Origin of the sequence: Streptacidiphilus sp. P02-A3a (assembly GCF_014084105.1) — a bacterium.
Taxonomy (GTDB): Bacteria; Actinomycetota; Actinomycetes; order Streptomycetales; family Streptomycetaceae; genus Streptacidiphilus.
The window spans coordinates 3,871,188-3,894,395 of record NZ_CP048289.1 but is presented as its reverse complement, the minus strand read 5'-3'; the positions used below and the strand labels follow the sequence as shown (position 1 = coordinate 3,894,395).

The following is a 23,208-nucleotide window of genomic DNA, read 5'->3' as shown; positions in this document are numbered from 1 at the left end:
GGACATCGCGCGGAGCGGCGAGGCGGGTGAAGGCCGGGGCGGGTTTCAGTCGGCCCAGGCGAGGATGTTCTTCGCCACCTGCTGGAGTGCCTGTTTGGCCGGTACCTCGGGCAGCGGTGCCAGCGCTTCGATTGCTGCCTCGACGTGCTGCCGCTGGTCCGCGCGGGCGCGGTCCATCGCCTGGTGCGCGTGCAGCAGTTCGAGCGCCTCGGCCAGCTGCTCGCGGTCGTTGCTGAGGTCGGCGTCGAGCAGTCGCAGCAGTCGGCTGTCGGCGTCCCCCGCGCAGGCGCGCGCGTGGAGCACGGGCAGTGGGCGGCTGCCTTCGCGCAGGGTGGCGCCGGACGCGGTGTCGAGGAGGTCGCCGGTGAAGTGCAGGGCGGTGCCGATGTGTCGACCGTAGGCTGCCAGGGCGTCGGCGACCGGGGTGTCCGCGCCGGACAGCAGGGCGCCCAGTCGGCAGCATGCCTCGGTGAGGCCGGCGGTCTTGTCGGCGACCGCCCTGCGGTAGTGGTCGAGGGCGTCCTCTCCGGGCAGGGGGCCCACGGTCTGCGCCAGTTGGCCGATGACCTGGCGGGTCACGGCCGCGGTGTAGACGGCACTGACCTCCTCGCTCATGGTCAGGCCGATCCGGGCGGCCTGGAGGAAGAGGTAGTCGCCGGTGAGGATCACGGAGGAGTTGGCCCAGCGGGCGGCGGCCGGGACCACGGCGCCCGTCTCCTCCTCCGCGATGTCCTCGTGGCATCTGGCGGCGATGTGGGCCAGCTCGCAGGCCACGGCGCAGGGCACCACCGCCTCGTTGTCGGCTTGGCCGAATCGGGCCGCGAGCAGCAGCAGCACGGGGCGGACCCGCTGGCCGGTGGCGTTCGCAAGGTGCTTTGTGTTGCCGGAGAAGAGCGCGTTCTTGGAGTCCGCGGCCCTGTCGATCATCGCGTCGACGGTCGCCAGCTGCGTCCGCAGTTCGGCGGCGAGCGTCTCGGATTCGACATCGGCCAAGAGCGGCAGGGTGGTCGTCATGTCAGTTCTGCTCCTCACGGGGCGGTCCTGCGGCGCTCATGTCGGTCGCCGCAGGCCGGTGCACAGTTCGGTGATCGATTCGGTCGCGGTCCGGGCGCGTGCCACGCGGGCCGCCGTCCGGGCGTAGCGCGGTCCGCGCCACGCGGACCACTGGAGCAGGATCCGGGCCAGTTGGGCGGGCAGTGCCGTCTGCGGGTCGGTTCCCGAGTCGCGGTAGGCGGTGGGCAGTTCGGCGGCCAGCCGTAGGCAGGCTGCGGCGTCGGGGGTGTGCTGGGCCAGCCAGACGAACAGCGGGGCCAGGTCCAGGCTGGGCAGGTCCGCGCGGGCGTAGGCCCAGTCGATCAGGGCGACTTGCCGCGGCGAGACGAGGATGTTGTGCAGTGAGGCGTCGCCGTGGCACAGCGCGAGCCTTGGTGCGGTCGCCCGTGCCAGGGCCAGTTGGGCGACGGTGCGTCGAGCGGTGCCGCTCTCGGGCAGGTGCTGCCGGTGCAGGGGGCGGTCCAGGGTCGTCCGGTCGGTGGGGTCGAGGTCGGTGAACCCGTCCAGCGGCACGCGGTGCAGTTCGGCGAGGCGGTAGAGGATGCGCAGGCACAGGTCGAGTGCCTCCGACTCGTCCTGGCAGACCTTGCGGAGCAGGACGCTGGCGCGGCAGCCCTCGGCCACGCCGACGGTGGCCCAGGTCACTATCGGGGTGGCGAGTTCCTGTCCGAAGTCGGTGACCCCGTAGGCGCTGCCCCCGGCTTTCTGGAGGTGGTCCAGTACCTGGACTTCGTGGGCCAGCCACTTGGCGGCGGCCCGCACCTCGGTCATGGTGCTGCCGCAGACCAGTTTGACGATTTCCGCCCGGTGCGCCGTCCAGTGCACCCGCCAGACGCGGTGGTTGCGCCGCGACAACGGGACCAGCGCCAGTGGGGTCCGTGTGCGTGAGGACGCCAGCGACACGAGGCGGCGCCGCACGGTGACCGGGTCGTCGGCGAAGTAGCCCCGGTCGGCGGGGAGTCCCGGCGCCGGGGTCATCGGATCAGCCCGGTCAGGCTGCGCCTGACCCGGTCGGCCAGCCGCTGGGTGGAGTGCTCCTTCAGCGCGTAGGCGCGGGCGGCGGCGGAGCGGTCACGCAGTTCGGCTTCCGGCAGCGCCGCGGCGGTCTCGACCGCGGTCCGCAGCGCCCCGGTGGTGGTGTCCTCGATCGTGATACCGCCGCACTGCTCGATCGCCACCCCACAGGCGCGGGTGGCGATCGGGATCAGCCCGTTGACCATGCCGTCCAGCAGGGCGCCCGCCCGTCCTTCGGCGCACGAGGGCAGCAGGACGAAGCTGTTGTGCTCCAGCATCTCGCGCCAGGCCGGGGAGCCGGGCAGTACGTAGCCGACCGGTACCACGTTGTCCAGGTGGAACAGTTCCTCACGGAAGTGCCAGACGAAGGCGCGTTGGTCGGCCCAGTGCAGCGGCGCCATCAGGTGTACCCGCAGTTCGGGCAGCTGCGCGAAGACCTCCAGGGTCAGGTCCATGCCCTTGCGGACCAGGGAGCCGGTCCCGATCCAGGCGAAGCCCCGCCCGCGCCGGTCCGGCAGCGGCAGCAGGGCCAGATTGCGCAGGTAGGAGTTGCCCACCTCGTCCACCAGGTCCGCCCTCCCCTGGTAGGAGCCGCCGTCACAGGCCAGCACCGCCGAGGCGGAGTCGGCGCCGCGGTTGCCCTCCCCCAGTTCCCATGGCGGGACGAAGGGTTGGAAGCCCCGTTTGGCCGCCACTTCGGCGCAGCGGCGTGCCACCGCGCGGCTCTCCACGGCCCAGTGCGGGCGGGTGCCCAGCCACACCGCGCGTCCCTGGGGTACCAGCGCCGGGAGCACCGCGTCGTAGGCGAGCAGTTCGCAGATGATCAGGTGGATCGGCCGGTCCGGCTGGGCCCCGCCGTCCATCGGGTCGACGACCATGACGTCGTAGCCGTTGCGGCGCAGGTGTTCCAGTGCCACGTCGGTGAACTGCATGAGGGCGTGCGGGGCGGTGCGGCCGGCGGCCGGTGATCGCACCATGCCGGCCAGTACCGCCGCTTTTCGCGGGCCGGTGTCCGACCGGGCCGCGAACCACTGCGGGGGCCGGACGGGCGGCGCGGTCCATACCGTCCGGTGTTCCCATCCCTGGGTGGTGAACGGGTCGTCCATGCGTTGCACGCTGGTCCTCCTGTGGGTTCGCCGGTCGCGGGTGGGTCAGCCCGGACGCCGCGCGGTCACCTGGACGGGGTGCACCGCTTGGGCGGCGATCTCCCGTTGCGCTGCGGCCAGGGTGCGCATGATCTCCCCGGTCTGTTCGCGTCCGTAGACCTCGTCGGCGCTGTCGCGGTAGATGCGCAGGGCGAGGAGCCGTTGCTGGAGCAGCCGCGCGGCCCAGGGGCCGAGGGCGGTGACGTGGATGTCGACGAAGCCGGCCGCTTCGAGTTGCCCGTGTCGTTCCTGTGGGGAGGAGCTGAAGAAGACGTCCGGTGGGTGGCAGCTGCGGAACTCCGCGGAGACCGGGGCGCTGTGCAGGCTCACCTCCTCCACGAAGGTGAGCAGGCCGCCGGGTCTGAGGACTCTGTAGGCCTCGTGCAGTGTCCGCGCCATGTCGGGGAAGTGTGAGACGGAGCCGGTGGCGAAGACCGCGTCGAATGCCTGGTCGCGGAAGCCGAGGGCGCTGACGGACATGCAGGCCGCGGTGGTCCCGGTCGTGGCGGGGTCGGCCAGGGCGGCGGCGACCCGGCAGTGTTCCAGGACCAGTTCGGCTCCGACGGCCAGCTGGACGTCGAGGGTTCCAGCCAGTTCGGTGAGGACTCCGCGCAGGGCTCCGCCGAAGCCGCTGCCGAGTTCCAGCAGGTTCACCGGGCGGCCCGCCAGGGGTTCCAGGCTCCGGGCGATCAGGGCGCAGCCGGCGTCGCCGAAGTGGCCCATCTGGTCCAGGCCCTTGAGCGTGCGGCGGTCGGGCGCGGGGGTGGCGGGGGTGGTCCGCGCGTCGAGCAGGGCGCCGTAGAGCCGTTGGTGGTAGGCCGCCTGCGTGCGGGCCGGGGCGTCGGTGCTCATGCGGGTGGTCCTTTCAGTTCCATCAGTCCGTTGCGGCGCAGGGTCCGGTCGATCTGTTCGATGAGGGATCGTTCCTTGAGGGCCCGCTCGGTGACCCGGACGGAGACCCGTTGCAGCAGCCCGGCCATGTCCCGGCCAGCGTGGAAGCCGAAGAGAAGGACGTGGTAGCAGCGCTGCCAGGCTGCCGCCGCCTCGCGGAACGCCTCGGCGCAGGCGGTGAGGTCGGTGCCGGTCTGCTCGCCCGCCAGTTCGGTCAGGAGCGCGTTGAACAGTCGTTGGGTGGCCAGTGAGCCGAAGAAGGTGATCCCGGGTATCGTCCGCTCGTCCGGCAGTTCGGACAGTGCCCGCGCGTAGCTGTTGAGGTCTTGGCAGAATGCCTCCATGGCGGTCCAGCCGGTCGGTTCGCCGGTGTCGGCCGGGTGCAGGTAGCGGGCGACCGCGCCGGTCAGCGCCTGTGCGTAGCGTTGCGATGGTGGCGGCGGCCGGTGCGGGTCCGGGTAGGGCAGGTCGACCGTGACGTGGCGTCCGTCGTAGGTGCCGTCGGCGGACAGCAGACCGGGTGAGGCCATCGCGGCGCTGATGTCGGCCATCGGCATCCACTGGATCAGGCGCCGGTCGCCGCGACCGTCCAGGATCAGTGCCTGGTCGTGGCGGTGGCCGGCGACCACCACGCGGTGCGGGTAGTGGCGCAGGTTGCGGAAGCTGGAACGGGGCCAGTCGTGGAGGTCGATGCTCACGACCGCGGTCCGGCCGTCGTCGACGACCGCGCGGATGTGGTCCCAGGCGGCCTGCGGCCCGGGGTGGTGCAGTTGGCGGGCGCGGATGCCGTACCAGCTGTGGATGGCCTCCTCGTGCGTCCTGCCGCTGGTCAGCATGGACTCGATCGGCCAGACGTCGCGGCGGGCGAGGTAGCGGTACCCGAGGTCGTCACCGAGGACTCTGGCGTCCAGGCCCAGGCCGCGCAGCATCCGGCTGTAGGTGCTGGTGGAGCAGTCCAGGTGGCCGACGGGCAGTCCGTCGTCCAGGTCGTCCAGGCCGCTCAGGCCGTCCGGGCCGCTCATCGGGGTCGCGCCGGGTGGTCCGCGGGCTCGGCGCACAGTCGTCGTAGTCGGTCCAGTTGCTCCAGTCCCTCCAGTACGTGGTCCACCGGGACCCCGAAGTCGATCAGGCAGGCGATCTCGTCGACGCCGGCCGCGCGGGCCTGTTCCACCATGGGCCGGGCCTGTTCGGCGGTGCCGAACAGGCCCGCGCCGGTGAGGTAGCGGTCGCGGGCTTGGCGGAGCAGGAAACGGATGTGGCGGTCCGGTGTCCGGGTCAGGTCGGTGCCGTGGGCGCCGCGGCGGACCGCGGACTGGGTCAGGTCGAGCGAGTGGCTGAGGTAGCGCTCCAGGGGTTCGCGCAGCCGCTGCCGGGCGGTGTCGGGGTCCTGGTCGAGGTAGCTGTGCAGCATCAGCGTGACGTGACCTGGCCAGGCGGTGCCGGTGGCGGCCAGCGCGTGCCGGTAGGCGGCGGTCTTCTCGGCCAGGGCGGCGAGGTCCTGCCTTACCAGGTGGGTCAGTACCGAGGCCCGCAGTCGGCCCGCCAGCCGGAAGGTCTCGGTGGTGCCGCCGCTGGTGATCCACAGCGGGATCTCGTTCTGTACCGGGCGTGGGAAGACCTGGTACTGGGCGGTCCTGCCGTCGGCGTAGCTGCCGGTCAGGCTCTCGCCGCGCCACAGTCCGCGGAGGGTGTCGGCGGCCTCGGCGAGGTGGCGCTGGCGGTCGTCGAAGGCTCCCGGGCGGAGTACGAAGTCGGTTTCGTTCCATCCTGCGGCGAGGGAGACCCCGGCGCGGCCACCGGAGAGGTTGTCCACCATGGACCACTCCTCGGCGATCCGCAGGGGGTGGTGCAGGGGGGCGACCACACTGCCGGCCCGGATGGCGAGCCGGTCGGTGACGGTGGCCACCGCGGCGGCGGCGACGGCCGGGTTGGGGTACAGGCCGCCGAAGCGGTGGAAGTGGCGTTCCGGTATCCACAGCGCGCTGAAGCCGTGGCTGTCGGCGAAGCGTGCGCCTTCCAGGAGCAGTCGGTAACGGTCGGGCGGTGGGGCGTCGCCGTCGGCGGCGAAGTAGAAGAGGCTGAATTCCACGGTCACTCCCTGGGCCCGGGGCGGTGGTCCTTCATCCCAGCGTCACTGGGCGGTCCAGCAGGAGCAGGGAACCGGTCGCGGTGAGCAGCCGGTCGTCGGCGTAGGTGAGGCTGGCCGCGCGCAGGTCGCGGAACACGCGTTCCAGTGGCAGTGCGGAGTTGCGGGAGTAGCCGCGGGCGAGGCCGGCGAAGGCGAGCATCCGGTCGGCGGCCCGGAAGGTGAGTTCCGCCGCGGCGACCTTGAGGGTGTTGAGGTGGATCTGGGTGGCGGGTGCCGCCAGTGAGCGGCCCTGCTCGCGTGCCTCGCTGACCTCCTGTTGGACGCGGTGCAGGTAGCCGCTGGTCAGTTCGAGGTCGACGCGTATCCGTGCGAGGCGTTCGCGTACCAGGTCGGAGCCGGTGTCCGCCCAGCGTGGGCCGGGGCCGCGCAGTTCGTCGACCAGTGCGCCGAGCGCGGCCCGTGCGGCGCCGAGCCAGCAGGCGGACCAGCCGAGGTGGGCGGTGGGGATCATGGCTTCGATCGCCACGGCGCGGAAGCCGCCGGGTTCCCCGACGAGGTTTCCCACGGGTACGTCGCCGGTGATACGGACGCCGCGGCTGTCGGTCCCGCGCATGCCCAGGGTGTCCCACTGCCCGGTCTCGGTGATCACCAGGTCCGCCCGGTCGGCGTACACCAGGGAGACCGCGTGGGCGGGCAGGGTGGGGGCGGCCCGCATGGTGATCAGGAAGCCGTCGGCGGCGGTGGCGCCGGTCACCACGGGGGCGTCGCGCTCGATCCGCAGGCGGTCCGCGGCCGGGGTGAGTGGGGCCTGGGCGGTCAGGAGGTGGCCGCCTTTGCCGTGTTCGGTGGTGACGGAGGCGATGTACAGCTCGCCGCGGGCGACACGCGGCAGTACGTCGCGTTTGAGCGCCTGACTGCCGAAGCGGGCGATGGCGTCGACTTGCTGACAGTGCATCACCCAGGCCAGTGCGGTGGACAGGCAGGCGCCGCCGAGGGTGCCCGCCACGTCCACGAAGGCGTCCAGGTCTGCTCCGCTGCCGCCGTACTGCGGCGGCACCAGCAGGCCCAGGAGACCGGTGGCGCGGATCGCCCTCAAGCTTTCGAGCGGGAACTGGGCTTTCTCGTCGGCTTCGGCGGCGTGCAGGCGCAGTTCGGCGGCGGCAGCGGCGGCGGCGGCGCGGTGGTCCTCAGTCACGGCTGTCCTCCGCTGCCGCGGGTCGGGCGAGCCGGGCGGCGGTGAGTTCGAGTCGACGTGCCTCGATCACGGTGTCCGTGTCGAGGAGGACTTCGGCGGGCATCGGCCGGCTCAGGAATCCGACCAGGCTGGCGCTGAGGCCGTAGGCGCCGACGTTGGGGATCTCCAGGACCGTGCCGGGTTCGACCGCTTCGATGTCCACCTTGCGTCCGAGTACGTCCAGCGGGCTGCACAGCGGGCCCACCAGGGTGGCCGGTGCGGTCCCGGTGCCGTGGCCGGTGGGCCGCGGTTGGATCCCGGTGGACAGGACGCGGCCCAGTCCGCTCATCCCGCCCAGGACGTTGATCCCCGCGTCCAGGACCAGGTAGCGGGTTCCCCGGCTGTCCTTGACGTCGAGGACCGTCGTCAGCAGCGTCCCGCAGTCGGCTGCCAGGCGGCGTCCCGATTCGAACGCTATCTGCGGTGCGCCCGCGCGCCAGCCCGGCAGGTGCGCGTCGAGGCTGCGTTCCAGCGCCTGGCGCAGTGCGGGCCAGGTGGGCGGTGGCCCGGGGCGGGCGAACGGGGCGGGGAAGCCGCCGCCGATGTCGACCAGGCGCGGTGTCAGGCCCGTGGTGCGCAGCACCGCGGCGGCGGTGCGGATGCTGAGGTCGAACTCCCGGATCAGTGCGGCCTGGTCGGGCACGTTGGTGGCGGGGAACAGGTGTACTCCGACGGGTCTGGCCGCGTCGGTCCGGGTGAACAGCGGGTCCCCTGCCTTCACGGTCTCGGCGTCAATGCCGAACTGGGAGGCGCCGCGGCCGGTCATGCGCAGGCCGCTACCGGCCGCGTTGCCCTGGGCGTTGAGCCGTACCAGGTAGTCGACGGTGGTGCCGTGGAGCCGGGCGGCGGCGGTCAGCCGGGCGAGGTCGCGCGGTGACTCGACGGAGAACAGCCGTACTCCTGCGCGGATCGCGGTCAGCAGTTCGTCGCTGGTCTTCGCGGGGCCGGTGTACAGGCTGTCCGCGGGGTCGGTTCCGGCCTGCCGCAGCGTGTCGAGTTCGCCCTGTGAGCTGATCTCGGCGTGCAGTCCCAGGTCGGGCAATGCGGCGGCCAGCCCGGGGTGGGGATTGGCCTTGAGCGAGTAGTACAGCCGCGTGTCGGGCGGCAGCGCGCCGCGCAGGGTCCCGGCCGCTGCCCGGAAGCGGTCGAGCCGGTAGACGTACTGGGGGGTGCCGTAGGTGCGGACCAGGTCAGCGTGGATCGGCGGCACTGCGTGTCCGTTCTGTCGGCGCTGACGCCGGGGCGTCGGCGGTGGCGATCAGGGCGGCCAGGCGCGGGCGGTCCACCTTGCCGTTGGCGGTCAGCGGCAGTTCCGGGACCAGATGGCAGGCCGCCGGGACCTTGGCCGGTTCGAGCCGCTCGCGCAGTTCGCGCAGCAGCCGGGCGGCCGGGGTCGCCGCGACCACGACCAGGGTGCTGCCCCGGTGTCCGTCCGGGGGGATGACAGCCGCGGCCCGCACCCCGGGCACGTCCAGGGCGGCCGCCTCGATCTCGGCGGCGCTGGTCCGTACTCCGCGTGATTTGAAGACCTCGTCGCGGCGGCCCTGGACGTGCAGGTGGCCGTCCGCGTCAAGGTGGCCGAAGTCGCCGGTGAACAGGCGCACCTCGCCGGTCGCCGGGTCGGGGCGGAACCTGTCGGCGGTCAGGTCCGGGGCCCGCCAGTAGCCGCGTGCGAGATGCGGGCCGCTGACGACGAACTCGCCGACCTCGCCCGGCGGCAGGACCTGTGCGGCGGGTCCGAGGACCTCGACCCTGGTACCGTCCAGCGGTCGGCCCGCCGAGCCCGGGTGGCGCAGGTCGCCGTCGGGTTCCAGGACCGAGACCCGCTTGCACTCGGTGATCCCGAACATGAGCTGGATCCGGGCGCCGGGGAAGTTCTCGCGCAGGGCCCTCAGCGTGGCCGGGGCGAGCGCGGCGCCGGTGCTGGTGAACAGGCGCAGCCTGGTCGCGCGCCGGTCGCGGGCCGCCAGCGCGATCAGTGCGACCGCCATGGAGGGCACCAGCGGCAGCACGGTGGCGCCCCACTCGCGGACGCGTCGCAGTACGCCGGGGTCCTCGCCCGGTGGGGCCAACAGCAGTTGGCTGCCGCCGAGCGCCGCCAGGAATACCTGGTAGAGGCCGTAGTCGAAGGAGAACGGCGACCAGCAGTACACCCGGTCCTCGGCCCGGTAGCCGAGCCGATCGGCTATCGCCGCGGCGGCGAAGAGGATCTGCTGGTGCGGGCACATCACGCCCTTGGGTGCGGCCGTGGTCCCCGAGGTGTAGAAGAGCACCGCCAGGTCCTGGGGTCCGGCCGGGCCCGGGGGCGGTTGGGTGTCCGGAAGCAGGGCGGCCTCGGCCCAGGCCTGGGCCAGGGTGACGCTCGTGGTCGCGCCGGGCCCGCCGCGGTCCGGTGACTGCTCGGCCGTGGCCGTGACGGCCAGGACCGGGGCGGCGTCGCGCAGGACCAGACCGTACGGATGGCGGGGGGTCTGGTGGTTGACGGGCACCAGCACGGCGCCGACTCTGCTGACCGCGTAGACCAGGGCCACCAGGCGGGCGTCGTTCGGGTGCCGGACCAGCACGCGGTCGCCCCGGGCCACGCCCCGGGCCAGCAGCCAGTGTGCCAGTCGGTAGCTGTGAAGGGTCAGTTCGCGGTAGCTCCAGTGGTGGTTCCGGTCCCGGACGGCGGGGCGGTCGGGGGCGGCGTGGGCGATGGTGTCGAGCAGGTCGTGCAGCGCCCGGTGCGGGCGGCCGTCGGGCGCCGCGCCGGTCACGGCCTGCCCTCGGCCGGTACCTCGTCGAGGAGGTCCGAGACGGCGGTCCATAACCCGCCCACGGTGGCGAAGGTCTCGGCCGTGAGCAGTTCGTCCGGGAAGGTCACCTCGAAGCGGGACTCCAGGTCCAGCAGCAGTTGGATGGTCTCCATGGAGTCCAGCCCCAGATCCCTGAGCTCGTCGGCGTCGTGCAGCGCCTGGCCGGGCCCGGCCGCGGGCAGGTGCGGGCGCAGCACCTGCTCGAAGCGGTCGTCCCAGGGGTGGGGCCCGGTGCCGGCGTCGTCGATGGTCATGGCTGTGCGCTGCCTTTCGGGTCATGGTCCAGCACGGTCGTACGCGGGTCACCGGTGGGGTCCGCCGGCTGCGGGGTCACAGTCCCAGTCCGCTGCGCAGGCGGGCCACGAACCGGTCCTGCGCGTGGTCGGCGGAGAACCGCGCGCAGCGTTGGGCGAAGTCCTGGTCGCCGGCCAGCGCCGCTGCCTCGGTCAGGGCGTCGGCGAGCCGGGAGGGGTCGGTCACCTCGGTTGCCACGCCCAGCCCCCGGGTCCGGACGAGGTGCCCAAGCAGACCGAAGGAGTTGACGACCACCGGGGTACCGGTGTGCGCAGACTCCAGCAGTACCCGGGACATCCCGAAGTGGCGCGGGTAGGGCAGCACGGTCACGGCGCTGCGGGCCAGCAGGTCCAGGCAGCCCTGCTCGTCCAGGCGGCCCAGCCGCAGGTCCACCGGTACGCCCGCGGCGCCGAGTTGTTCGATCCGCTCGGCCAGTTCGGCCTGGTATCCGTGCTGCTCGACCCAGCCGGCGACGACCAGCGGGGGGTGGCCGCGCTTGTGCAGCAGGGCGTCGGCGAGCCGGTCGAAGCCCTTGCGGTGCGCCAGCGCGCCGTAGAACAGCAGGTTGTCTCCGGGTGGCAGGCCGGTCGGCGCGGCGGCGGCGATCCACGGTTCGGGCAGCCACAGTGCGGGCGCTCCGGAGGTGTCATGCAATGCGTCGGCCGCCACCGGGTCCAGGGTGAACACGCACACCGCGCCCGGGGCAGCCCTGAACGCGGCGATGTCTGCGGTCAGTCGTCGGCCCCGCTCCGCCTCCGGCGCGGTCAGTTCCGAACCGAAGGCGTCCGGGTAGTGGCCCGAGGGGAACAGCACCAGGAGCGCGGTGTCGGCGATGGCCGCGAGTTCGGCGCCGTAGGGCACCAGGTGGTCGGCGAACAGGTGGACGATCAGGTCCGGTCGGTGTTCGGCGGCCACCTGTCCGATGAGCGCGATCTCGCTGCGGATCGAGGCGTCCCAGCTCTCCTCGGGCCGTCCGTACGCCGGTGCGGAACGCGCCAGCGGCACCGACACCGAGGCCGCCACGGGGACGGTGCGCTGGTCCGTGACGCTCTGCGGGGCCACGGCGATCACCTCGTGGTCGGACAGGGCCATGGCGAAGCGGTCGAAGTACCGGGCGTTGTGGCCGCCCGCCCACAGGTCGACCAGCATGATCCTCATTGGGTCCCCTCTCGGCTGAGGCGCCTGACCCACGCGGGCGCCGGCGGGTACGCCGCCAGTGGCGGCACCGGGCGCAGGGCCGGCCGCGCCCGGCCGGCCAGGTAGCCCAGTGCGAGCACCAGGGAACCCAGCAAGGACACCGCGGCGTACTGCGGTCCGTGGCGCGACCATTCCTGCGGGACCACCAGGAACAGCGGCCGCCGCGAGCGGCGTTCCGCGGGCGGTGCCAGCAGGCGCCGGGTGCCGCCGCCGCGGCCGTTGCGGAACCAGTTGCGGAGCGTCTTGGTCCAGTGCTGGTCGTCGAGGTGGGTCACGGTCAGGCCGGGCAGGTATTCGGGGGCGGCGCCGGCGCGGACCAGCCGGTCGCCCAGTTCGAAGTCCTCGCCGCAGGACAGGTCCGGGCGGAATCCGCCGACCCGGTCGAAGACGTCGCGGTCGATCAGCAGGTTCGGCATGTAGGGCATCCGGCCCCGCAGGCCCTGGTAGCCGATCTCCCGGAGCAGGCAGTTGTTCCGGCTGAAGGCGGAGCCGCCCGGCCGGAACACCACCCGGCCGTTGGCGACGGCGCCCGACCAGCGCGCCAGGCCCCGCAGTGCGTCGGGGGCCAGTTCGCAGTCGCTGTCCAGGAACAGCAGAGTGCGGTGCGCGGCCTGCCCGGCGCCGCAGTTGCGGGCGCCGGAGATGGTCGGGTCGTCGTCCAGGGCGCAGACGGTGATCGGCCGTCCGAAGGCGTCGGCGGCGGCGAGCACCCGCCGGGTGTAGTCGGGGCGGCTACGGTGCAGGACGACGACCGTCTCCAGCGGTTCCCCGCCCGGCCGGGTCTGCTGGACCGCCCGCAGCGCGCGGAACAGCCACGGATCGTCGCGGGAGGTCAGCACGACCGACAGCCCGGGGTGCCGGGCCGTGGCGGTCATCCGGTCCCCGCCGTCGGGGCCGCGGCCCGCCACTGGGTGAGGTTGGCGTCGTGGATCTCGCGGAGCACCGACCGCCAGCCGTGCCGGAGCGCCCAGTGGGGGTAGTCCGCCTTGAACCGCTGGTCGCCGGAGATCCACCAGATGTGGTCGCCGGTCCGTGCCCGAGCGTCGTAGGTCCAGTTCATCGGTCGGCCGCTGATCTCCTCGCACTCCAGGCGGGCTTCGAGCAGGGAGCAATTGCTGTCCCGTCCGCCGCCCATGTTGTAGACGGCTCCCGGCACCGGTGCGGCGGCCACCGCCTGGATCGCGCGCGCGAGGTCGCGGGCGTCGATGTTGTCGCGGACCTGCTTGCCCTGGTAGCCGTACACCGTGTAGGGGTCGCCGGTGGCCGCGCAGCGCATCAGGTAGGACAGGAAGCCGTGCAGCCGGGCCCCAGCGTGCCTGGCACCGGTGATGCAGCCACAACGGAACACCACGGTGCGCAGCCCGAAGTAGCGGCCGTACTCCTGGGTCAGCACGTCGGCGGCGACCTTGCTCGCGCCGAACGGGCTGTGGGTGGTCCGGTCGATGGACATCTCCTCGGTGATGCCGGTGTGGAACCGGTGGTCGGCGGCCAGTTCCCAGCGTGTGGGCAGTTCCTGCAGCGGCAGGCTGTTGGGGCGGTCGCCGTAGACCTTGTTGGTCGAGAGCATCACGAAGACGGCGTCGGGGCTGTGTTCGCGGACCGCTTCCAGCAGGTTCAGTGTGCCGAGGGCGTTGATCTCGAAGTCGCGGCGCGGATCTTGGGCGGACCAGTCGTGCGAGGGCTGGGCCGCGGCGTGCACCACCAGTTCGATCGCTTTGGCATGCGCGCGGAAGACGCCGTCCACCGCGGCTCGGTCGCAGATGTCCGCGTCCAGGTGCCGGTAGTGCGCCAGGCCCGCCAGCATGCGCCGGACCGGGGCCGTGGAGGCGTCCGGGCCGAACAGCTCGGCCCGGGTGTCGTTGTCGATGCCGATGACCTCCCAGCCCGCCGCCAGCAGTGCCAGTGTCGTCTCGGACCCGACCAGACCGGCCGCGCCCGTCACCAGTGCCACACTCACGCGCTCACTCCCTCCCTGCCGCCCGCTCTCAGGCGGGTTCCGCGTGGTGGATCACGCCCAGACTGGAGTAGTCCAGGACGGGTTGCACATCGAGGTAGTGGATCAGGTCGAAGCCGGGGCGGGCGGGGGCGGCCGTGCCGGTCGCGGTCCGGCCGACGGGCTCCTTGGCCGAGTGCGTGCGGTGGCCGTTGACCCACACCGCGTCGGCCGCCAGTCGGCGCGCGGTCCCAGCCGCCCGCTGCGGGTCGGACGACCAGACGGAGGCGCCCAGTTGGAACGAAGAGGCGTTCGCCGCGGCGACGGCCTCGTCCAGGTCGTCGTACCGTAGGACCGGCAGGGCGGGGCCGAACTGTTCCTGGCTGACGATGGGGGCGTGCGCCGGTACCCCGCTCAGGACCGTCGGCTCGTAGAACAGTCCGCGGTCCGGGTCCGGCAGGCCGCCCGCGGCGGCCCGCGCGCCACGCTCCAGCGCGTCGCGCACCAGCGCGGCCACCCGGTCGTGCTGGCCGCGGTTGCTCAGCGGACCCAGTTCGACGCCCGGCCGACGGCCGTCGCCGACGACCGCCGCCTTCGCCCGCGCGGCCAGCGCCTCGACGACCCGGTCGTAGAGGCGAGCCGGCGCGTACACGCGCTTGACGGCCGTGCAGATCTGCCCGTTGTTCTTGAAGGCCGCCCAGAACAGGTCCTCGGTGATCTCCTCCGGCACCGCGTCGTCCAGGATGATCGCGGCGTCGTTGCCGCCGAGTTCCAGCGCCGTGGTCTTGAGGCCCGCCGTGGCGATCCCAGCCACCTCGCTGCCGGTCTCCACCGAGCCGGTGAACGCGATGTGCCGGGGCACCGGATGCGCCACCATCCGCCGGCCCAGTTCGGCCCCGCCGGTGACGACGTTGAGCACGCCCGGGGGCAGCACCTCGTTCAGGATCTGCCCGAACCTCAGCGTGGCCAGCGGGGTGAACGGGGACGGCTTCAGGACGACGGTGTTGCCGGCGGTCAGGGCCGGACCGACCTTCCACAGGGCGATCCAGAGCGGGTAGTTGGCGGCGGTGATCGCCGCGACCACGCCCTTGGGCCGCAGCCACGCCTCGGTGAGGGAACCGGCGACCCGTTCGGTCGCCGCCTGCGGCGACTCGCCCCGGGCGAACAAGCGGAACCGGCGGGCGGTGCCCAGGACCTCGCGCCGCGCCTCGGTCAGCGGCTTGCCCTGCTCGGAGGTGAGCAGCCAGGCCAGTTCGTCGGCGGCGGCCCGCAGCCGCACGCCGCATTCATCCAGGGCCTGCCGGCGCAGACGCGGGTCACCGGACCACGTCTGCAGGGCCCGCTGCGCAGCGGACATCGCCCGGTCGAGGAGTTCCGGTGTGCAGTCCGGCGCCCTGCCCAGCACGGCCCCGGTCGCCGGGTCCTCCACGTCGAAGGCCGCGACGGCGGAACACAGTTCGCCATCGATCGTCATACGGAAATCATCAGCCATCAACCGACTTCCTTCCTTCTGTGCGACAAACGGGCGACAGCAGGCACAATTCCAGGAATTAACGATTCCGTTTCGGCTGTGCGGTCAAGTCCGTACTCCGCGTGGACCGCCGCTCCGCCCGGACCATATCATCGATTCCACGGACGGGGGTAGCGTCCCGTGGATCCGTTACGCGGAGCAATGCCGCCGAAATCTTACGGCGGTGATACCTCGATATCCGACGGAACTGTCCGTATACCTTTGTGCGCCGTAGGTCGACCCTTGCCCAACTGTCGGGCCGCAGCTACGATCGGGCCACCGGTGGTGACTGCCCCTGGCGTTCGCCGGCAGGCCGTAAGTCTCATTCGTGCACCTCTGGCCCAGGTACCGGCATCCCAATTCCGGACAATCCCCGCTGGAATCCCCGGAAGAGCCCCCTAACTGCCGCGGCCGGACATCCGGCGTCTTTCTCATGAAATCCGTCCGATCCTCACCGCATGCCCGCCGAGTCGGAATTTGGGAGATCTCCTTCATGGCCACTGAACTGGGCACCGACCAGAAGTACCTCTACTTCGAAGTCGACGACGGGTACAGCTACGTGCACCGCCGGGGCGAGCGGGTGACCCATCTGGACTACGCGGGCGGCATGTGGCTCATCGCCGGCTTCGAGGAGGTGGGGGAGGCCCTGATGGCCGACGAGGCCCTGTCCTCCGTCCACGACCTGCCGAACGGCAGCACCCCCTACACCGGGGTGATGATGCCTCCGACGCCCATCCGGGCCGTGCCCATCGAGCTGGACCCGCCGGTCTACAAGGCGTTCCGGGCCATGCTCTCCTCGCGGTTCTCCCCCGTGGCGGTGCGGCGGCTCCGGCCGCGGGTCGCGCAGTTCGCGGACTGGTGCCTGGACCGGCACATCGAGACGGGCGCGATGGACCTGTTCAACGACTACATCAAGCTCGTCCCGGCGATGGTGACCCTGGACTTCATCGGCCTGCCGGTGCGGCACGCGCGGATCGTCGCGGACGCGGTCCACCGGCGCGGGGTCGACCGGTTCGACCTCAATCCTGCCTGGTCGCTGCTGTTCGAGGACATCTACCAGGCGCTCAAGGAGCGCCGCCGGGCGCCGACCGACGACCTGGTCTCGCACCTGGTCGAGGCACGGGTCGACGGGCGACCGCTGACCGACGCCGAGATCTTCGAGATCTGCTTCACCGTCGTCATCGGCGGCATGTCGACCACCGCCAAGCTCGGCCTGGGCTCGCTGTCGTACCTCGGGGTGCACCACGACGACCGGCGCCGGCTGATCGAGGACCCTTCGCTCGTCGCGGGCGCGGTCGAGGAGTTCCTGCGCTACTACAGCCCGGTGGCGTTCCTGGCCCGCACGGCGACCCGCGACATGTGCGTCGCGGGCCAGCGGATCGCCGAGGGCGACCGGGTCGGCCTCGGCTTCGCCGCGGCCAACCGCGACGACCGGGCCTTCGAGTGCCCCAACGAGGTCCGCATCGACCGCAGCCCCAACCGGCACCTGGCCTTCGGCCAGGGCGTCCACTTCTGCATCGGCTCCGGACTGGGCCGGACGGAGGGCGCGGTGATGATCGAACGCGTGCTGGAGCGCATTCCCGACTACCGGCTGTCGGGCGACTACCAAGCTCTGGACGACCTCAATGCCGAGATCCCGGTAAAGGCCAGGAGGACGGGCTGGGGAAAGCGCCTGGAACGCGGCCTGCACGTGAAGTTCGAACCGGGTGAGAAAGTCGGCGCGGACGCCTCGCTGCCTTTCTCAGAGCTCGACTGAGCGGGCCCGCATGATCACCGAGAACACATTGCTCGCCGACCTCGGATCCGATTCACTGGCCCACCGTCTCCAATCGGGCCTGGCCGAGGCGGAGGAGCTGCTCCTGGAAACCGTCGAGTCCGACGACTTTCTCCTGACGGAGACCTCGCGGCATCTCGCCTTTGCCGGGGGCAAGCGGTTCCGCCCCACTTTGGTGCTGCTTGCGGCGCAGTTCGGCGACCCGAATGCCGAACGGGTCGTCCCCAGCGCGGTGCTGTGCGAGCTGACGCACCTCGCGTCGCTTTACCACGACGATGTGATGGACAAAGCCAGGGCCCGCCGCAACGTGGTCAGCGCCAATGCCCGGTGGGGAAACGCGGTGGCGGTGCTCACCGGCGACTACCTGTTCCTCCAGGCTGCCAGGATCGGCACCAGCATGGGGACCTTGATCGGGGAGGTGTACACCACCGCGGTGCGGCGCCTGGTCGTCGGCCAGTTCCGCGAGACCGTGGGCGCGTTCCCCGGGCAGGACCCGCTGAAGCACTACCTGGACGTGGTGGCGGACAAGACCGGCAGTCTCATCGCGGCCTGCTGTCGGCTCGGGGCGTTGGTGGCCGGGGCGGAGGAGGGGGCGGTGGCGGCACTGACCGCCTACGGGGAGCAGACCGGCATCGCCTTCCAGCTCGCCGACGACCTCATCGACGTCGGCGCGGGAGCCGAATCCTCGGGCAAGGCGCCGGGCACCGATCTGCGTGAGGGGGTGGCCTCGCTGCCGGTGCTGCACGCCCGTGCCCGCGCCGGGCACCGCGACGCCCGGCTGATCGAACTGCTCGACTCGGACCTGGCCGCCGACCCCGCCGCCCTGCAGGAGGCGCTCGTACTGCTGCGGGCGCATCCGGCGATGGACGACGCGCGCCGGGACCTGGAGCTGTACGTGGAGCGGGCCGTGCGGGCGCTGGACCCGCTGCCCGACGGCCCGGCCAAGGACGCCCTGCGCCGGCTGGCCGAGGGCATGCTCACCCGGGACCGCTGAGACCGGCCGGGTCGGGCCGCGGGAACGGGAACGTCCGCAGGACCTGGAACTCCTCCAGGCCGTAGCGGCCGGCCTCGCGCCCGAACCCGGACTGCTTGAGCCCACCGAACGGGGCGGCCGGGGCGACCGGGGCGCCGTTGAGGCTGACTCGGCCGGTGCGCAGCCGCCGTGCCACGCGCAGCGCCTCCTCGACCCCGTCGGCCCACACCGCGCCCGAGAGCCCGTAGCGAGAGTCGTTGGCAAGGCGCACCCCCTCTTCCTCGTCGTGGAACGCGATGACGGACAGCACCGGCCCGAAGACCTCCTCCTGGGCGAGCTCGGCTCGCGGGTGCACGTCCGCCAGGACGGTGGGCGCGACGTAGTAGCCACGCTCGGGGACCGGGGCGTCGGGGCCGCCGGCGACCAGTCGGGCGCCGTCGGCGATGCCGCGCCTGAGGTACCCCAGGACGCGCTCGCGCTGGGCCGCGGAGACCAGTGGTCCCAGCTGGGGCGCCGGTCCCTCGGTGGTGCCCAGCGTGTAGCGCGCCGCCTCGGTGGCCGCCAGCTCCACCGCGCGCTCGTACCGGGACTCGTGCACCAGCAACCTCGACAGCGCGGTGCAGGTCTGGCCGGAGTTCAGGAAGCAGCTGGAGACCGCGTGCCGGACCGCGCCGGCCAGGTCCGCGCCGGGCAGCACCAGGCACGCCGACTTGCCGCCGAGCTCCAGCACCACCCTGTTCAACGCGGTCCCGGCCAGAGTCGCCACCCGCCGACCGGCGCGGGTCGACCCGGTGAAGGACACCAGGTCGACCCCGGGGTGGGCCGCCAACGCCTCGCCCACCACCGCCCCGCGTCCCGAGACCAGGTTGAAGACCCCCGGCGGCAGGCCGATCCCGTGCAGCACCTCGGCCAGCAGCACGGCGGACAGCGGGGCAAGCTCACTGGGCTTGAGCACGACGGTGCAGCCCGCGGCCAGTGCCGGTGCGACCTTGAGCAGGGCCTGGGCCAGCGGGTAGTTCCACGGGGTGATCGCCGCCACCACACCGGCCGGTTCGCGTACCACCCACGCGTGCCCGATCCGTTCCGGCTCCGGCGGCGTGGCCAGGACGTCCAGCAGGACGCCCAGTTGGCGCAGCGGCAGGCCGACCTGCATCCGGCGGGCGAAGGCGGGCGGGGAGCCGGTCTCGGTACGGATCGCGGCGGCGAACTCCTCCCGTCTGGCCGACAGCGCGCGGCGCAGCCCGGCCACGAAGTCCCGGCGCAGACCCGGGTCGGTCCGCGCCCAGGGGTCCAGGGCGCGTTGGGCGGCGGCGACCGCCTCGTCCACGTCCTGGGGCACCCCGTCCGGCACGCGGGCGACGGTCTTCTGCAGCACCGGGTCCTCGACCCCGATCAGGCCCGGGGCGTGCGAGGGGCGCCATCGGCCGTCGATGTAGAGGAGCTCGCTGGGCGTCATGTCAGTCGGCCCGCTGGGCCCGGCGGTCGCCCGGCGCCTGGGTGAGGTCGAGCATGGGCTCGCGCCAGCTCGGTTGCGTGGCGGTGGCGCTGTGCCCGCACCGGCAGTCCGGGCGCTGCGCGCCGGTCGCCCGCACCGCCTCGCGTACCAGCTCGCGGAAGGGCTCACCGGTGCGCTCGGCCCGCTCCAGCATCGAGCCCGCGTCCAGTTCCCCGCCCGGTTGCGGCTGCGCGGCCGCCACCCCGGCCGCGTAGTTGGACACCAGTGCCAGCGAGGCGTAGCACAGGCCCAGTTCGCGGGCCATCACCGCCTCGGTGGCGCCGGTCATCCCGACGATCTCGCCGCCCAGCAGCGCGAACGCGCTGACCTCGGCGCGGGTCTCGAAGCGCGGGCCCTCGACCGCGACATAGGTGCCCCGGCCGACCGCCGGTACGCCGATCCGGTCGGCGGTGCGGGTCAGGATCTCGCGCAGCGTCCCGCAGTACGGCTCCGACATGTCCACGTGCCGGTGGCCGTAGCTGTCGAAGACGGTGCCCGCCCGGTGCCGGGTCAGGTCGAGGAACTGGTCCGGCAGGACGATGCTGCCGGGGGGCAGTTCGGGCCGCAGCGAGCCGACGATGTTCGTCCCGATGACGCTGCGCACACCGGTCGCGGCGAAGGAGAACAGGTTGGCGCGGTAGTTCACTTCGTGCGGGGGCCGCATGCTGGCCCCGGTGCTGCGTCGGATCGCGACCGCGGTGCCGTCGTCGGCATCCAGCAGCACCTGTTCCACCACCCCGAAGGGGGTGTCCACGATGCGCCGGTCCTTGACCGGTCCGATGGACGCCAACGCCATTGAGGTGGTCGCGATCAGGCCGACCGTCATGTGCCAACCGCCTTCGTCGTCAGTCGGAGTGGATCGACAGATCAGAGTGGATCGATGAAGACGTCACCGCGCCGGAACAGGTCCGGATGGCGGTGGCGACTGGTGTGCAGCAGCCTGTCGGCCAGATCGACGCAGGCGCGCACGAGTTCGGGCTCCGGTACGCCGCCGTGCTCCAGGCGGCCCAGCGCCTGCCGGGGGATGTCCCCGACGACGCCGGGCAGCGCGGCTTCGAAGGCAGTCAGCACCGTGTCCGGACGGCTGAGCAGCCGACCGTGTTCGGGTGTCAGGGACCACAGGGCGAACCGGGCCGCGTTCACCGTGCTCTTGAGGACGGCCTGGGCGCCGTCGGCCGCCGCGTCGCCCCGCAGCCCCTGCCCTATCAGGGCCGTGTAGCGGTCGATGATGTGGCGCCGGGTGAAGCAGAGCAGCCGTACCGCGCCCCGGTGCACCTCGGTCCAGTCCCAGGCGTCGCCGGGCGGGGTCAGCAGGTCGGCGAGCGGTTCGCCGGCCAGCGTGGTGGCGTTGTCCCGCAGGGCCCGGCGCACTGTCGCGCTCCACAGCAACGTCACCTCGTCGAGCGTCCCGAAGGCCGCCGAGACCGGCAGTCCCACGCGCTGCTCGATCTCGTGGGCGGCCAGGGCGACCTGGGCGCACACCTCCGCGGTGCCTGCGGCGGACGGGTGCACCACCAGGACGACGTCGAGGTCCGAACCGGCCCACAGCGGGCCGTCCGCGGCCACGCTGCCGAACAGCGCGAGCGTGCGCAGCCGCCGTCCGAGGTGTTCGCGGAACGAGTGTGCCACCTGCTGCCGCGCGTCCGCGCACAACGCGGCGGTCCCGGTGGCGGCGGGCGGGCCGTCGTGGAGCGTCTGCGGACGGCTCACTGTCCGTGCCCCCCGTCGGCGCGGTCCTGGGAGCGGTCGGCGCCATCGGCCAGGGTCTGCCAGCGCTCGGCGCACCAGGCGATCCAGGCCGGATCCCGGTTCGGGGCGTTGGCCAGGACGAAGGCCAGCCGGACCGTCTCGCACAGCCGCAGCAGGCGGGGATCGGTCCGCGCTCCTCGGGCGGTCTCGTACGCCGACCGGAAGCGGGCCGCGGCGGCGGGCGCCGCGGCGAGGTGCCAGTCGGCGACGACCAGGTCGAATTCCGGGTACCAGTACTGGGCGTTCTTGAAGTCGATCAGTCCGGCGAGCGAGGGGCGACCGTCGCGCGTGGCGATCCGCACGTTGCGCGGGTGCGGGTCGAAGTGGACGAACCCGAGCGCGTGCGGCCCGCTGCCCTCGGCGGACTCCAGGGCCCGCCTCGCCGCCGCCTGCTGGCGGGCGGTGGCCAGGCCGTGCTCGGCGGCCCGGCGCAGGGCCCGGTCGAGTTCACGCTCGGTATGGCTCGCCGCCTCGCCCGCGCGAGCGTCCGTCAGCAGGCGGAATCCGGGGTCGCCGTGCCATTCGGGGCCGTCGGCGGGGGCCGGTACCCGGTGCAGTTCGGCCAGCAGTCGGCCGAGTTGCTCCGGCAGTGCGTCCAGCGCCGCGGGCTCGACGGCGCCTCGCGGTTCGGTGCCGGGCGGCAGCGGCGGGGTGGATCCGCCGGTGGGCAGCACCTCCTGCAGGTCGCGGTCCCCGATCCGGGAGTACACCGCGTACTGCTGCCCCGACAGCGTCAGCCGGCCGAGTGGCCTGGGGACCGGCAGCCGTTGCGACAGGTACCGCAGGACGGTCAGTTCGCGGGCGCGACCCGGGGCCGCGAGGTCGTGCGCCACGCCCGCCCCGGTCTCGGCCAGTTCCCACTGGACCAGGAGCGGGGAGCTGCGCGGTGCGGCGCGGGGCGGCTGCGCGGGGGGCAGGGGGGGTTTCACACCAGGCTCCGCGATTCCTCGTCCACGCGCACCCGACTGCGCTCGAACATGCGCTCAAGGAAGCCGACCCGCCAGCGCGCCGGTTGCCCCAGGTCCACGGCGCCGTACTCGTCAAGCACGTTCGGGGAGCTGCGTTCCACGGCGGCGTGCAGCCGTCCCAGCGGCTCCTGCGGGACGGTGCCGACGTAGATGACGTTGAGATGGGCCAGCGCGAAGTAGATCGGCGCCTCGATCCCGGCCCCGGAGGCGGCGTCGACCACTGCCGTCCAGTCCAGCGTCGGGTGCTGCTCGATCAGTTCGGCGAGGTCCCGGAACTGCGAGAGGCTCTGGTGGCGGCCGGCGTTGATGTAGCTGATGGTCGTCGACTCCTTGAACAGGTGGGCCGCGATGTCGACCAGGTGCAGTTCGGGCGGCAGTGCCCAGAACGGCGCGCCGCGGAAGTCCACCAGCTGCGCCCGGTCGATCAGCGGGTCGACGGGCATCGAGTAGCCGCTGCGGGGCAGGAAGAGGTTGTGGACCAGGTCGACCGAGTACGCCTGGACCTGTTCGACGCTGGTGAGGCGGAAGCGGGTCGGGGCGTTGTTGGTGTATATGCGCCAGAATGCCAGGGTCTGCCGGTCCAGGGGGTCCAGGACCCGCAGCGACGGCGACAGGGTCCCGGTGGCGTATCCGAGCGAGTCCAGAACCGCCTCCGCCTCGCCGATCTGATCGTGGCGGACCATCAGGTCCAGGTCCCCCATCGGGCGGACCTCGGGTTCGCGGTACACCGCCCAGCTGAGGTAGGCGCCCTTGCGCGGGACCACCTTCAGCCCCACCTCGTGGAACGCGGTCAGCACCGCCCTGAGCTCTCGCAGCAGCGCCTCGTTGCGCTCGCGCTGGTACAGCAGGTGCGCCCGGTACAGGTCGCGGCCGGGAATCGGCTTCTCGACGGTGTACAGGCCGAACCGGTCGGCGTTGGCGGCGATCAGGGCCATGACCCGGTGCCGGTGGCTCTGGTCGAGGAAGTACGCCCAGTCGATGGGGGCGCCGCCGTCCAGTAGCGCGTGGACCGCCTCGATGTCGTCGGGGGTCGGGTTGCGTTTGGCCAGGAGGCAGATCAGGGTGATCTCGGGTGCCAACTCGGGCTCCTTGCT

At 72.5% G+C, this 23,208-nt stretch carries 21 protein-coding genes; 2 read left to right on the top strand and 19 right to left on the bottom strand.

Annotated features, from left to right (window positions below):
• Window positions 1-45 precede the first annotated feature (45 nt).
• The 14 genes from GXP74_RS17615 to GXP74_RS17550 form a co-directional block, all read right to left on the bottom strand.
• Complete coding sequence (locus GXP74_RS17615; protein WP_182452420.1) at window positions 46-1,014, bottom strand: polyprenyl synthetase family protein; 969 nt, start codon at window positions 1,012-1,014, stop codon at window positions 46-48.
• Between the two features lie 36 nt (window positions 1,015-1,050).
• Window positions 1,051-2,031 carry a phosphotransferase gene (locus tag GXP74_RS17610; protein ID WP_182452419.1) on the bottom strand — a complete coding sequence of 327 codons (981 nt, stop codon included), beginning with the start codon at window positions 2,029-2,031 and terminating at the stop codon, window positions 1,051-1,053.
• A complete protein-coding gene (locus GXP74_RS17605) occupies window positions 2,028-3,182 on the bottom strand; it encodes a glycosyltransferase (RefSeq protein WP_182452418.1) in 1,155 nt (384 codons plus the stop codon). Before GXP74_RS17605 ends, GXP74_RS17610 begins: the two co-directional genes overlap by 4 nt.
• Window positions 3,183-3,218: 36 nt before the next feature.
• Window positions 3,219-4,064 carry a class I SAM-dependent methyltransferase gene (locus GXP74_RS17600; protein WP_182452417.1) on the bottom strand — a complete coding sequence of 282 codons (846 nt, stop codon included), beginning with the start codon at window positions 4,062-4,064 and terminating at the stop codon, window positions 3,219-3,221.
• Window positions 4,061-5,125 carry a BtrH N-terminal domain-containing protein gene (locus GXP74_RS17595; protein WP_182452416.1) on the bottom strand — a complete coding sequence of 355 codons (1,065 nt, stop codon included), beginning with the start codon at window positions 5,123-5,125 and terminating at the stop codon, window positions 4,061-4,063. Before GXP74_RS17595 ends, GXP74_RS17600 begins: the two co-directional genes overlap by 4 nt.
• Complete coding sequence (locus GXP74_RS17590; RefSeq protein ID WP_182452415.1) at window positions 5,122-6,192, bottom strand: MupA/Atu3671 family FMN-dependent luciferase-like monooxygenase; 1,071 nt, start codon at window positions 6,190-6,192, stop codon at window positions 5,122-5,124. Before GXP74_RS17590 ends, GXP74_RS17595 begins: the two co-directional genes overlap by 4 nt.
• Before the next feature lie 31 nt (window positions 6,193-6,223).
• Window positions 6,224-7,387: an acyl-CoA dehydrogenase family protein gene (locus tag GXP74_RS17585; protein WP_182452414.1), complete on the bottom strand. Its 1,164-nt coding sequence runs from the start codon at window positions 7,385-7,387 to the stop codon at window positions 6,224-6,226.
• Entirely contained in the window at window positions 7,380-8,636 is a 1,257-nt protein-coding gene (locus GXP74_RS17580; protein ID WP_225448010.1) for a type III PLP-dependent enzyme, read from the bottom strand. Before GXP74_RS17580 ends, GXP74_RS17585 begins: the two co-directional genes overlap by 8 nt.
• Complete coding sequence (locus GXP74_RS17575; RefSeq protein WP_225448009.1) at window positions 8,617-10,182, bottom strand: class I adenylate-forming enzyme family protein; 1,566 nt, start codon at window positions 10,180-10,182, stop codon at window positions 8,617-8,619. The genes GXP74_RS17580 and GXP74_RS17575 overlap by 20 nt, the downstream gene beginning before the upstream one ends.
• Entirely contained in the window at window positions 10,179-10,475 is a 297-nt protein-coding gene (locus GXP74_RS17570) for a phosphopantetheine-binding protein (RefSeq protein ID WP_182452412.1), read from the bottom strand. Before GXP74_RS17570 ends, GXP74_RS17575 begins: the two co-directional genes overlap by 4 nt.
• 76 nt (window positions 10,476-10,551) lie before the next feature.
• Complete coding sequence (locus GXP74_RS17565; RefSeq protein ID WP_182452411.1) at window positions 10,552-11,673, bottom strand: glycosyltransferase; 1,122 nt, start codon at window positions 11,671-11,673, stop codon at window positions 10,552-10,554.
• Window positions 11,670-12,587 carry a glycosyltransferase family 2 protein gene (locus GXP74_RS17560; RefSeq protein ID WP_182452410.1) on the bottom strand — a complete coding sequence of 306 codons (918 nt, stop codon included), beginning with the start codon at window positions 12,585-12,587 and terminating at the stop codon, window positions 11,670-11,672. The genes GXP74_RS17565 and GXP74_RS17560 overlap by 4 nt, the downstream gene beginning before the upstream one ends.
• Window positions 12,584-13,669 (bottom strand): NAD-dependent epimerase/dehydratase family protein, encoded by a 1,086-nt coding sequence (locus GXP74_RS17555; protein ID WP_182452409.1) that lies wholly within the window; start codon window positions 13,667-13,669, stop codon window positions 12,584-12,586. Before GXP74_RS17555 ends, GXP74_RS17560 begins: the two co-directional genes overlap by 4 nt.
• Window positions 13,670-13,697: 28 nt before the next feature.
• A complete protein-coding gene (locus GXP74_RS17550; RefSeq protein ID WP_182452408.1) occupies window positions 13,698-15,119 on the bottom strand; it encodes an aldehyde dehydrogenase family protein in 1,422 nt (473 codons plus the stop codon).
• A 529-nt stretch (window positions 15,120-15,648) separates the two neighbouring features.
• Between GXP74_RS17550 and GXP74_RS17545 the strand changes: the two genes are divergently transcribed.
• A complete protein-coding gene (locus GXP74_RS17545; RefSeq protein ID WP_182452407.1) occupies window positions 15,649-16,911 on the top strand; it encodes a cytochrome P450 in 1,263 nt (420 codons plus the stop codon).
• A 10-nt stretch (window positions 16,912-16,921) separates the two neighbouring features.
• Window positions 16,922-17,923 (top strand): polyprenyl synthetase family protein, encoded by a 1,002-nt coding sequence (locus tag GXP74_RS17540; protein WP_182452406.1) that lies wholly within the window; start codon window positions 16,922-16,924, stop codon window positions 17,921-17,923.
• Here GXP74_RS17540 and GXP74_RS17535 read toward each other — a convergent pair.
• Genes GXP74_RS17535 through GXP74_RS17515 form a run of 5 tightly spaced genes read right to left on the bottom strand, consistent with a single transcriptional unit; the run spans window position 17,907 to window position 23,193 of the window.
• Window positions 17,907-19,358 (bottom strand): aldehyde dehydrogenase family protein, encoded by a 1,452-nt coding sequence (locus tag GXP74_RS17535; RefSeq protein ID WP_182452405.1) that lies wholly within the window; start codon window positions 19,356-19,358, stop codon window positions 17,907-17,909. The genes GXP74_RS17540 and GXP74_RS17535 overlap by 17 nt on opposite strands.
• A 1-nt stretch (window position 19,359) precedes the next feature.
• Window positions 19,360-20,223, bottom strand: a complete 864-nt coding sequence (locus tag GXP74_RS17530) for an MTAP family purine nucleoside phosphorylase (RefSeq protein WP_182452404.1) — start codon at window positions 20,221-20,223, stop codon at window positions 19,360-19,362.
• A 41-nt stretch (window positions 20,224-20,264) separates the two neighbouring features.
• Window positions 20,265-21,107, bottom strand: a complete 843-nt coding sequence (locus GXP74_RS17525; RefSeq protein WP_182452403.1) for a nucleotidyltransferase domain-containing protein — start codon at window positions 21,105-21,107, stop codon at window positions 20,265-20,267.
• The gene (locus tag GXP74_RS17520; RefSeq protein ID WP_182452402.1) at window positions 21,104-22,075 is read right to left on the bottom strand and encodes a phosphotransferase family protein; all 972 of its coding nucleotides are present in this window, start codon (window positions 22,073-22,075) and stop codon (window positions 21,104-21,106) included. The genes GXP74_RS17525 and GXP74_RS17520 overlap by 4 nt, the downstream gene beginning before the upstream one ends.
• A complete protein-coding gene (locus GXP74_RS17515; protein ID WP_182452401.1) occupies window positions 22,072-23,193 on the bottom strand; it encodes a nucleotidyltransferase family protein in 1,122 nt (373 codons plus the stop codon). Before GXP74_RS17515 ends, GXP74_RS17520 begins: the two co-directional genes overlap by 4 nt.
• Window positions 23,194-23,208 lie beyond the last annotated feature (15 nt).